Raw genomic sequence first — 10432 nt, 5'->3', positions numbered from 1 at the left:
GGAGGGGGCCGGGCTGACGGGGCCGGTGACAACCCGGCTGGCCACCGCGCAGCGGCAGGTGTTGAGGTTGACGGCGCTGGTGGACAACCTGCTGGACGTCAGCCGTCTGTCATTGGGCAAGCTGGTGCTGGAGCGCGCGGAGGTGGACCTGGCGCAGGTGACGCGCGACGCGGTGGAGCGGCTGTCGGACGTGTTCGCCCAGGCGAAGTGCCTGCTGCGCCTGGAATTGCCTCGCACGACGCTCACCGGCCACTGGGACGCGCTCCGGCTGGACCAGGTGCTGGTGAACCTGCTCACCAACGCGGCGAAGTACGGCGCGGGCTGTCCGGTGTCGGTGCGCGCGGGCCTCAACGCGGAGGACGAGGCCTGGGTGGAGGTCAGCGACGCCGGCATCGGCATCGAAGCGGACGCGCTGCCGCGCCTCTTCGGCCGCTTCGAGCGCGCCGTGTCCGAGCGGCACTACGGCGGCATGGGCCTGGGGCTCTACATCAGCCGTCAGATTGTCGAAGCGCTGGGCGGCCGCATCGACGTGGACAGCCAGCCGGGGAAGGGCGCCACCTTCACGCTGCGGCTGCCCCGCACTCCCCCGGAGCCGTGAGGGAGGGCGGGGACCTTTTTCCGTGCTGGAGACGCTCAGTGCTGGGGGCCCTTGGATGGCGGCCCCTCGGCCTCGAGCGCGCGGTACTCGTCGTCGGTGAACAGGCGCGAGCGGATGAGGAAGCGCACGCCTTCGGGGGCTTCCACGGAGAAGCCGCTGCCGCGACCGGGCACCACGTCCACGGTGAGGTGGGTGTGGCGCCAGTACTCGAACTGCGACCCGGACATGTAGAAGGGCGTGCCCACGACTTCACCCAGGTACACGTCCTCCTGGCCCACGCGGAAGTCGCCGCGCGGGAAGCACATGGGCGCGCTGCCGTCGCAGCAACCACCGGACTGGTGGAAGAGCAGCGGGCCGTGGAGGCCCTGCATCTTGTGGAGCAGGGCCTGGGCGGCGGGCGTCACCTCGACGCGGGGGACGGGCATCCCTAGAAGAAGCCCATGGGCTTGGGGTCGTAGCTGACGAGCATGTTCTTCGTCTGCTGGTAGTGATTGAGCATCATCTTGTGGTTCTCCCGGCCGATGCCGGACTGCTTGTAGCCGCCGAACGCCGCGTGCGCGGGGTACAGGTGGTAGCAGTTCACCCAGACGCGGCCGGCCTGGATGCCGCGGCCCATGCGGTAGGCGGTGTTGGTGTCGCGCGTCCACACGCCCGCGCCCAGGCCGTAGAGCGTCTCGTTGGCCTGCTCGAGCGCGTCCTCGGCGTCCTTGAACTTCGCCACCGCGACGACGGGGCCGAAGATCTCCTCCTGGAACACGCGCATCTTGTTGTGTCCCTCGAAGATGGTGGGCTCCACGTAGTAGCCCTCCGCCAGCGCGCCGGGCAGCGCCTTGCGGCCGCCGCCGATGAGCACCTTCGCGCCCTCCTTCTTCCCGATGTCCAGGTACGAGAGGATCTTCTCCAGCTGATCATTGGACGCCTGGGCGCCAATCTGCGTGGCGGGGTCCAACGGGTTGCCCTGCACGATGCGCTTCGTGCGCTCCACGGCCTTGTGCATGAACTCGTCGTAGAAGCGCTCGGAGACGAGCGAGCGCGACGGGCACGTGCACACCTCGCCCTGGTTGAGGGCGAACATGGCGAAGCCCTCCAGCGCCTTCTGGGCGAAGTCGTCGTCCTTCGCGAAGCAGTCCTCGAAGAAGATGTTGGGAGACTTGCCGCCCAGCTCCAGCGTCACCGGGATGAGGTTCTCGGAGGCGTACTGCATGATGAGGCGACCGGTGGTCGTCTCACCCGTGAAGGCAATCTTGGCGATGCGCCGGCTGCTGGCGAGCGGCTTGCCCGCCTCGATGCCGAAGCCGTTGACGATGTTGAGGACGCCGGGGGGCAAGAGGTCGCCCACCAGCTCCACGAACTTGAGGATGGTGACGGGCGTCTGCTCCGCGGGCTTGAGGACGATGCAGTTGCCGGCGGCGAGCGCGGGGGCCATCTTCCACGCGGCCATCAGCAGCGGGAAGTTCCACGGGATGATCTGCCCGACGACGCCCAGCGGCTCGTTGAAGTGGTACGCGACGGTGTGGTCGTCCAGCTGGCTGAGCGAGCCTTCCTGCGCGCGGATGCACCCGGCGAAGTAGCGGAAGTGGTCGATGGCGAGCGGCAGGTCCGCGGCGAGACATTCGCGGATGGGCTTGCCGTTGTCCCAGGACTCGGAGACGGCGAGCATCTCGATGTTCTGCTGCATGCGGTCCGCGATCTGATTGAGGATGTTCGCGCGCTCCGCGGGAGGCGTCTTGCCCCAGGCGTCCTTCGCCTTGTGGGCGGCGTCGAGCGCCTTCTCGATGTCCTCGGCGGTGGAGCGCGGCACCTCGCAGAAGGGGCGTCCGTTGACGGGGCTGATGTTCTCGAAGTACTGGCCCTTCACCGGCGGCACGAACTGCCCGCCAATGTAGTTGCCGTAGCGGCTGAGGTACTGGACCTTGCTGCCCTTCTGACCCGGTGCTTCGTAGACCGTCGACATGGGGGACTCCTGCGGGGGTTTGAGGCCGCACGGACGATAGGCACGTAACGCCTTGCGTTACGTGCCCGGGAAGGTCTGTCAATGTCTGTTAATGATCGAAGCGGGGGCGGGTGGGGCACCCGCCCCCAGGTCAATGCCTCACATGATGCCTTCGCTCAGCGCAGCGGCAGGTCCAGCCAGGACGGGCCCCGGAGCGACAGCTGCGCGCCGGTGGCGTTGACGTCGAGGTAGAGCGGGTCCTCGGTGTCGACGACGAGCGCCAGCCGGTGCCACGCCGGGACGTCATAGGCCGTGGCGGGGAACGTCAGGTCCAGGTCCACGGGGGTGCCGGGCGTGGCGCCGTGCCAGGACAGCGGCACGTGGGTGATGAGGCTGCCGTAGTCGCCGGTGAGGTCGTAGAGGTAGGCGACCACGGTCCCGGAGGAGGTGGACGGCGTGACGCGCAGGCGCAGGGTGGCCGCGCCGCGGATGGCGGTGGCCCGGGTCGTGATGGCCGACGTCCAGACCCCCGCGTTGAGGCGGTTGACGCCCGGCAGCCAGACGATGGGCGGGATGCCGGTCAGCGCCTGGAGCCCGTTGGTCAAGAGCGCCACGCCCGCGTCGGCGCTGGTGTCGAAGCCCGACCAGACCGTCTTCGCGGCGCTCGTGGAGGGCGTACCCCCCAGCGTGCCCGTGCCGTCGAGCACGCGGATGGCGCCAAGGCCAAAGCGCTGCGTGCCCGAGGAGACGTCGTCCCACGACGTGTAGCCCTCCACGGCGCCGTCATACGTGCGCAGCACCACGGGTGGCTCGTGGGTGATGCTGGTGTCCACGCCCGCGACGTACGCGTCCATCCACCGCGTGACGCTGCTCCACACGTGGTTCGGAAGCCCGAGCAGGCCGGTGGCCTCCACGACGGCGTGGTCACCCGGCGCGAGCTCCAGGCGCTTGGGCCCCGTGAGCTGGCCGTAGAACTCCACGAGCTGGTTGGGCGGGAAGAGGCTGTCGCCATAGGCGTTGGCCATCAGGATGGCGGGCGCGTTCGCGTTGATGTCCTGGAGGTACGTGCTCGCCGACCGCACCCGGCCCCAGGCCTTGATGCCCGGGATGTCGCGGTTGGCGTAGTAGTTGTCGATGGTCGTCCGCAGCTCGGGGCTCGGCCTGCCCAGCAGTCGCGAGGACAGGTCCAGCAGGCCCACCGCCTGCAACCGCCGGGTCTCCCCACCGAACAGCGAGGCCACCAGGTCCGTCCAGCCGGACAGCGCCGCGACCGCCTTCACGCGCGAGTCGAACCCTGACGCGATGAGCGAGATGCCGGCGCCATACGAGACCCCCGCCAGCCCGATGCGCGCGCCGTCCGCCGACGTATGGGCGAGCAGCCAGTCGATGACGCGCGACGTGTCCGCGATGTCCGCGGGGCCCGCCGTGTCGATGCCACCGCCTGAGGCCCAGAAGCCTCGCGGCGTGTACGAGAGCGCGACGTAGCCCCGCTGCGCCAGCGCGCTGGCCTGGGCCAGGTACTCCAGGTCGTTGAGGCTCCAGCTCGCGATGAAGATGACGGCCGGATGCGGGCCCGGCGTCGTCGGCGCGATGTAGTTGGCCTTGAGCACGGTGCCGTCGCCGACGGTGATGTCGACGAACTTGAAGCCGGTGGTCGGCACCGCGGCCACGACGGCCCGCGCGGCCGTGGCCTGGACGGGAAGGGCCGTCCCCGCCAGCGGGGTGAACAACGCCAGCAGCAGGAACGGCAGTCTCAGAAACTGAGAAGAAGCACGTCGCGACATGGGGGAGACCTCACGCGGGGGAAGGGCCAGCCGGAAGCCCATGCAGGGTAACGGCGGATTGATTTTCAAATCAACGGCTGTGCATGGAATTCGTTGAGAGCGTGTATGTCTGGGACCGGCCCCAGGCCCAATGACAAGCGCGTCCGCGCCGCACGCAGCCCGCGTCCCGCCGGGAGCACCGGAAGCTCCGTCATCCTTGCGGGACGCTTCAGCCCCGGGGGCTTTTTCAGGCCTTCACGCCGCGCTGATCCGCGCGCCGCTCGGGCGCCCTCAGGGCCTTCCGGGTGCGCACCGTGAGAGGCGCAAACGCGGCTTAATTCGAGAGCGGACACAATGTTTTCCGCTCTTGGTGTTCATGTCAGTGCACGCTGGAAACCCGCACGGGCGCCTGTCATCTTGAAGTCACTGCGCGGCGCGGCAGCGTGGTGAAGGACGTGAAGGCGGAAGTCGGTCAAGGTCTGCTGGGTTGAACGTATTCAGAGGCAGGGCGGAAAACTGTTCCGTCCCGGGGCTGTAAAAACTCCCCGGTACCGTGGGGTGTCTCGTGATGGGCTGGAGCGCGAGCCGCGAAGGAGTGTCTGGAAGTCGAAGCGGATCAACCGTTTGGCGCGGACCTTCGCGTGAACCCAAAATTCCCGGGTGCTGGCACACCGCTCGCATCTGCCGCTGACGCCGTTCCACCCCCGCATCGCCTGTTCAGGTCCCGGTCCCCACGCGTGCTCGCCCAGTCGTCCACCACCTGTTCCTGCGGTCAGCCCCACTCTCCCGCGGAGGCGTGTCCCACGCTGCTGAGGGGACTGGATTCCGGCGGCACCCTGCTCTACGCGGGGACCCCGCCGCCGGGTCCGGCCGGCGCGGTGGGCCTGACGCCTTCGCCCCTGTCGTCGCCCACGCCCGTCGTGCCGTCCCTGGTGGGCCAGGAGTTCGGCCGCTTCCGCGTGGTGCGCGAGCTGGGCCGTGGCGGCATGGGCACCGTGTTCCTGGCGGAGCACACCCTCATCCAGAAGCGCGTGGCCATCAAGGTGCTCCACGCCCACCTGGCGCAGGCCCCGGAGCTCGTCGCGCGCTTCCTCTCCGAGGCCCGCACGCTCACGCTCGTGCAGCACGAGAACGTCGTCACCCTCTACGACCTGGACTCGCGCGAAGGGCGCCCGTACCTCGTCATGGAGTACCTGGAGGGGGACAGCCTCGCCCACTTCGCGCGGGGCCCCATGGACCCGGCGCGGGTGGTGGACCTGATGACGCAGGTGTGTGACGCGCTTGGCGCCGCGCACGCGCACGGCATCGTCCACCGCGACCTCAAGCCCGCCAACGTCTTCCTCGTCCCCGGCCCCGGCGGCCGGCAGCGCGTGAAGCTGCTCGACTTCGGCATCGCCAAGCTGCTGTCGCGGCCCGCCGGGGAGATGACCACCGAGGTGGGCGTCCTCCTGGGCACCCCGGAGTTCATGGCCCCCGAGCAGTGCGGCGACGGGCTGGTGGACGCCCGCAGCGACATCTACGCGGCCGGCGTGCTCGCGTACCTGCTGCTCACCGGCCAGGTGCCCTTCTTCGGGCGCACCGCGGCGGAGATCCTCGTCGGCCACCTGCAGAAGGAGCCGGTGCCGCCGCACGAGGTGTGCCCCGCCGTGCCGCAGGCCCTGTCCAAGGTGCTGCTGCGCGCGCTGGCCAAGAAGCCCGAACACCGCTTCGCCTCCGCCGCGGAGCTGAGGGCCGCCCTGGAGGCTTCGCTCGCCCCGCCGCCCGCGCCCGCGCTGCCGCAGCTCACCGCGCTCCTGCGCGGCTCGGGCGCCCAGGCCTTCGCCCAGGCCCCCATCGAGCTCAAGGGCGAGTGGGTGGGCCGCACCGGCCTCTTCTTCCAGCTCGCCACGCCGCCGCCCGCGCTCCTGTCGGATGTGTCGCTGGTGCTGCGGCTGCCGGGCGGTGACCTGCCGTGCACCGCCCAGGTGGTGCGCCACGTCACGGCCGAGCAGGCCCAGTCGTGGCACATGTCCCCCGGCTTCGGCGTGCAGCTGCGCGACACCGGCCCGGGCTTCCAGGCCACGCTCACCCAGCTTCGCAACGGCGCGCGTCCCACGTCCGCGCAGGCCGCGCAGGCCGCCGCCATGCCGACGCCGGAGGATCCCCAGGCGGAGAGCGTCCTGCAGGGCTTCCGCCGCCGGCTCGCCGGGGACCCGTACGCCGTGCTGGAGCTGCCGCGCGACGCCACGCTGGAGTCCGTGCGCACCGCGGCCCAGCGCGCGCGCGGGGCCCTGGAGCTCTTGAAGACGCGCCCGCTGTCGGAGGCCCAGAAGGCCCAGGTGGAGCGCGCCATGGAGCGCGTCAGCGGGGCGCTCCACACGCTGGGCAACGTGGAGCGGCGCGTGGAGTACGACGCCACGCTGGGCAATGTGGAGGGCATCGAGCGGTGCCTCGCCGCGGGCCTCACCGCCACCATGCTGGAGCAGTGCCGCCGCCGCTTCCTCGCGGGCAACACCGGCCGCGAGGGCCGCGCCGCCGTGCACCGGTTGTCCGGGGACGCGCTGGCGTCCGTGGGCCGGCTGGAAGAGGCGCTCGCCGCCTATGAGCAGGCCGTCCGCGCGGACCCCCTGGACCTGGAGGGGCTGAAGCGCTGGCGCTTCCTGCGCGCCCGGGTCCGCGGCTCGACTGCCCCCCGGTAGGGTCGCCAGGCCACCGGCCCCGCATCTGGAGGGCGGTCGCCTTGCGTATGGGGGGGGAGTCCTCGTTAATCCTCTCCTCGCCCATGGCTTCCGAACCCGACGACAAGCTTCCGCCCCAGGGGCGGTTCAACCGACTGCGCAAGCTGGCGGGCCTCTCCATGCACGTGGGCTCGGAGGTGCTCAAGACGGGGGCCAAACGGCTCTCCGGCTCCAGCCCGTCGGAGCTGCTCAGCCTGGGGACCGCGGAGAAGCTGGTCGCCACGCTGGGGGAGATGAAGGGCGCGGCCATGAAGCTGGGCCAGGCGCTCTCCATGGATCAGGACCTGCTCACGCCGGAGGTCCGCCAGATGCTGGCGCGGCTGCAGAACCAGGCGCCCGCCATGTCCTACGCGCAGGTGTCGCGCGTGGTGAAGGAGGAGCTGGGCGCCCCGCCGGAGGAGCTGTTCCGCGACTTCTCCCGGGAGGCGCTGGCCGCCGCGTCGCTCGGCCAGGTGCACCGGGCGGTGCTGCACGACGGCCGGCAGGTGGCGGTGAAGGTGCAGTACCCGGGCATCGATGCGTCCATGGGCCACGACATGGACAACCTGGGCCTGGTCGTGAAGACGGTGTCCAAGACGTCGCGGATGATGGACGGCACCGCCTACTTCCAGGAGTTCCGCGACGAGCTCATGCTGGAGCTGGACTACCGCCGCGAGGCGACGCTCGCCGCCGGCTTCGCGAAGAGCGTGGCGAAGCTGCCGGACCTGTACGTGCCCCAGGTCATCGAGGACCGGAGCGCGCGCCGCGTCCTCACGCTGGAGCTGCTGGAGGGCCTGACGCTGAAGGACTGGGTGACGACGTCCCCGGACAATGACGCGCGCTTCCGCGTCGCGCGCCAGCTCATCCGCGCCACCTACGGGCCCTTCCTGGACGCGGGGGAGATCCACGCGGATCCGCACCCGGGCAACTTCATGGTGATGCCGGACGGGCGCATGGGCCTGTTGGACTTCGGCTCCATCAAGCGCTTCAGCCCGGGCTTCGTGGAGCCCAACCGCCGCATGTTCCACCAGGCGCTGCGCCTGGAGACGCTGGACGTGCTGGCCCTGTGCCGCGAGGTCGGCTTCACGGTGGAGCTGCCGGAGCCGGAGGCGGAGGCGCTGCTGCGTGAGGTGCTGCACATCGCCGGGCGGCCCATGCGCGCGGCGCCGTACGACTACGGCACCTGCGACATCAACCGCGACATCCGCAACCACTTCACGCGCAACGCCGTGCGCTTCCTGCGCATCAAGCCGCCCCCGGAAGCGATGATGTTCTTCCGCGCCACCGGGGGCCTCGCGCAGAACCTGCGCCTGCTGGGCGCGAACGGCGACTTCCGGCAGGTGTTCCTGGAGGTCGGCGCGCTCGTGCCCGCGTGAGGGCCGTAAAGGGCCTGAGGCGCCGCTACTTCGCGGGGGCCGCGGCGCCGCGGGGGCGCTTGTGCAGCTTCTCCAGCTTGCGCGCCAGGTCCGCGCCCTGGGTGCTCTTGGAGAGGTAGCTGTCCGCGCCCGCGGCCAGCGCCAGCGAGCGCAGCTTGGCCTCGTCGGAGGCGGAGTAGAGGACGAAGCGCGTGTGCTCGGGGGCCTGCTGCCGCGCCAGCGCCAGCACCTTGTCGCCGCTGAGCGCGGGGATGTTCACGTCCAGCAGCACGATGTCCGGCGCCGTCGTGCGCACCAGGTTGGAGACCCCCAACGACGAGCGGTGCGTGCGCACCTCGAAGTTGAACGAGGACAGCGAACGCTCCGTCAGCGCGAGCTGGTCCGGGTCATCGTCCACGATGAGGACGCGAATCTTGGGCTCCGACGACATGGTGGCTCCCCCAGGAACCGACAGTTGGGATGTCCCGGTCACGCCGCCCCAGAAACCAGCGACCCGAGTACCCCGTCAGTATCGCCCAGCCCTCTCCTAAGTGGCCAGCCTCTCTGGAATTTTCTGGAATCTTCCGGCTGAAAAGACGCCGCGTCCTGGCCCCCGGGTGGGCAATCCACACCCGCGTTCCTAGCCTTGAAGGACACGGAGGGCAGGGGGGCAGGCGGCCATGCCGGGTGGCGCGTGCTGCGCGGGGGGGCAGGGCCCCAATAGCTTGAAGGGGCCAGGTCTTTTGAACGCCCGGCGGGGAACGAGGGAACGTGCAGAACCACGACATCATCGTCATTGGCACCTCCACCGGGGGTGTTGAGGCCCTCACCTTGCTGGTGAAGCAGCTTCCGCGGAACCTGGCCGCCACCGTGCTGGTGGTGCTCCACGTGTCGTCCCAGCACCGCAGCTACCTGCCGGAGATCCTCACCCGCTCCGGCCCCCTGCCGGCCCACCATCCCGAGGACGGGGAGCCCTTGAAGCAGGGCCGCATCTACGTGGCGCCCAATGACAGACACCTGCTGGTGGAGCCCGGGCACGTGAAGGTGGTGAAGGGGCCCCGGGAGAACGGTCACCGGCCGGCGGTGGATCCGCTGTTCCGCTCGGCCGCGAGCGCCTATGGCCCCCGCGTGGTGGGGGCGGTGCTCACCGGGGCGCTCGACTGCGGCACCGCGGGGCTGCTCGCGGTGAAGAAGGAGGGCGGGGTGGCCGTGGTGCAGGACCCCCGCGACGCGTTCTGTCGGGACATGCCCCGGAGCGCGTTGGAATTCGTGGCGGTGGACCACTGCGTGCCCATGAGCGAACTCGCGTCCCTGCTGGTGCGGCTGGTGGCCACACCCGTGAAGTCGCGGCCGCGCAAGCACTCGCCGCAGGTGGAAGCAGAGGTGACGGCGATGAAGGTGGACATTCCCTCCATGGAGGAGCCGCCCACGCTGGTGGAGTACGCGAAGCCTTCCCACTTCTCCTGTCCCGACTGCGGCGGCGTGCTCTTCGAGATGGACGAGGACGGGCTGTTGCGCTTCCGGTGCCGCACCGGCCACGGCTATACGGGAGAGGCGCTGTCCGGCAGCCAGCAGCACCACCTGGATGCCGCGCTGTGGGCCGCGCTGCGGGCGCTGGAGGAGAGCGCCGCCCTGTCGCGCCGCATGGCCGGACGGGCCCGGGAGCGCAACCACCTCCATTCGGCGGAGCGCTTCGGCGAGCGCGCCCGCGCGGCCGAGGCCCAGGTGGAGCTCTTGCGACGGGCGGTGCTGGCGGGGCCCTCGCCCGCCGCGGCGCCCGCGGAGACGGACGCCGCGGACGAGCCGGAGCAGGTGGGCTGAAGCCGCGTGCGGATCAGCGCGACTCGCGACGCGCGGGGGGCGCCTTCAGCGCCGGGAAGGTGAGGGTGAACCTCGCGCCCCCCTTCGGACGGTTGGCCGCGGTGAGCGTGCCACCCGCGCGCTTCACCACGCCATGGGCCATGGACAGGCCCAGGCCCGTGCCCTTGTCGCCCTTGGTGGTGAAGAAGGCCTTGAAGATGTTCGGCAGGTGCTCCTTGGGGATGCCGGTGCCCTCGTCCTCCACGGTGATGCGCACGGCCCCGCCC

The 10432-nt window shown here is 70.5% G+C and carries 9 protein-coding genes; 4 read left to right on the top strand and 5 right to left on the bottom strand.

Going from position 1 to position 10432, the window contains the following annotated elements; all coding sequences use genetic code 11:
- Positions 1 to 598: sensor histidine kinase (locus D7V93_RS27920; protein ID WP_147451371.1), on the top strand; the 598-nt coding region annotated here is incomplete at its 5' end.
- 35 nt (positions 599 to 633) lie between these two features.
- Here D7V93_RS27920 and D7V93_RS27915 read toward each other — a convergent pair.
- The 3 genes from D7V93_RS27915 to D7V93_RS27905 all read right to left on the bottom strand — a co-directional run bounded on the left by D7V93_RS27915 (position 634) and on the right by D7V93_RS27905 (position 4315).
- The gene (locus D7V93_RS27915; protein ID WP_120646285.1) at positions 634 to 1023 is read right to left on the bottom strand and encodes a DUF779 domain-containing protein; all 390 of its coding nucleotides are present in this window, start codon (positions 1021 to 1023) and stop codon (positions 634 to 636) included.
- A 2-nt stretch (positions 1024 to 1025) separates the two neighbouring features.
- Positions 1026 to 2552, bottom strand: coding sequence for an aldehyde dehydrogenase (gene adh / locus D7V93_RS27910; protein ID WP_120646284.1), 1527 nt, complete (start codon positions 2550 to 2552; stop codon positions 1026 to 1028).
- A gap of 155 nt (positions 2553 to 2707) precedes the next feature.
- The gene (locus tag D7V93_RS27905; RefSeq protein ID WP_120646287.1) at positions 2708 to 4315 is read right to left on the bottom strand and encodes a CocE/NonD family hydrolase; all 1608 of its coding nucleotides are present in this window, start codon (positions 4313 to 4315) and stop codon (positions 2708 to 2710) included.
- A gap of 716 nt (positions 4316 to 5031) precedes the next feature.
- Here D7V93_RS27905 and D7V93_RS27900 point away from each other — a divergent pair.
- On the top strand, positions 5032 to 6972 hold the full coding sequence (locus D7V93_RS27900; protein WP_208723171.1) for a serine/threonine-protein kinase: 1941 nt from the start codon (positions 5032 to 5034) through the stop codon (positions 6970 to 6972).
- A gap of 83 nt (positions 6973 to 7055) precedes the next feature.
- Positions 7056 to 8366, top strand: a complete 1311-nt coding sequence (locus tag D7V93_RS27895; protein WP_120646283.1) for an ABC1 kinase family protein — start codon at positions 7056 to 7058, stop codon at positions 8364 to 8366.
- Positions 8367 to 8391: 25 nt separating this feature from the next.
- Here D7V93_RS27895 and D7V93_RS27890 read toward each other — a convergent pair whose 3' ends face one another.
- Positions 8392 to 8796 carry a response regulator gene (locus tag D7V93_RS27890; RefSeq protein WP_120646282.1) on the bottom strand — a complete coding sequence of 135 codons (405 nt, stop codon included), beginning with the start codon at positions 8794 to 8796 and terminating at the stop codon, positions 8392 to 8394.
- A gap of 320 nt (positions 8797 to 9116) precedes the next feature.
- Between D7V93_RS27890 and D7V93_RS27885 the strand changes: the two genes are divergently transcribed.
- A complete protein-coding gene (locus D7V93_RS27885; protein ID WP_120646281.1) occupies positions 9117 to 10166 on the top strand; it encodes a chemotaxis protein CheB in 1050 nt (349 codons plus the stop codon).
- 13 nt (positions 10167 to 10179) lie between these two features.
- On the opposite strand, the gene D7V93_RS27880 is transcribed toward D7V93_RS27885, so the two are convergent.
- Positions 10180 to 10432 (bottom strand): sensor histidine kinase (locus tag D7V93_RS27880; RefSeq protein WP_147451370.1); only part of this gene is annotated, 253 nt, incomplete at its 5' end.

It is taken from the genome of Corallococcus llansteffanensis (assembly GCF_003612055.1).
GTDB classification, from domain to species: Bacteria; Myxococcota; Myxococcia; order Myxococcales; family Myxococcaceae; genus Corallococcus; species Corallococcus llansteffanensis.
The sequence above is the reverse complement of the archived record's forward strand: the minus strand, read 5'-3'. Positions and strand labels throughout refer to the sequence as shown.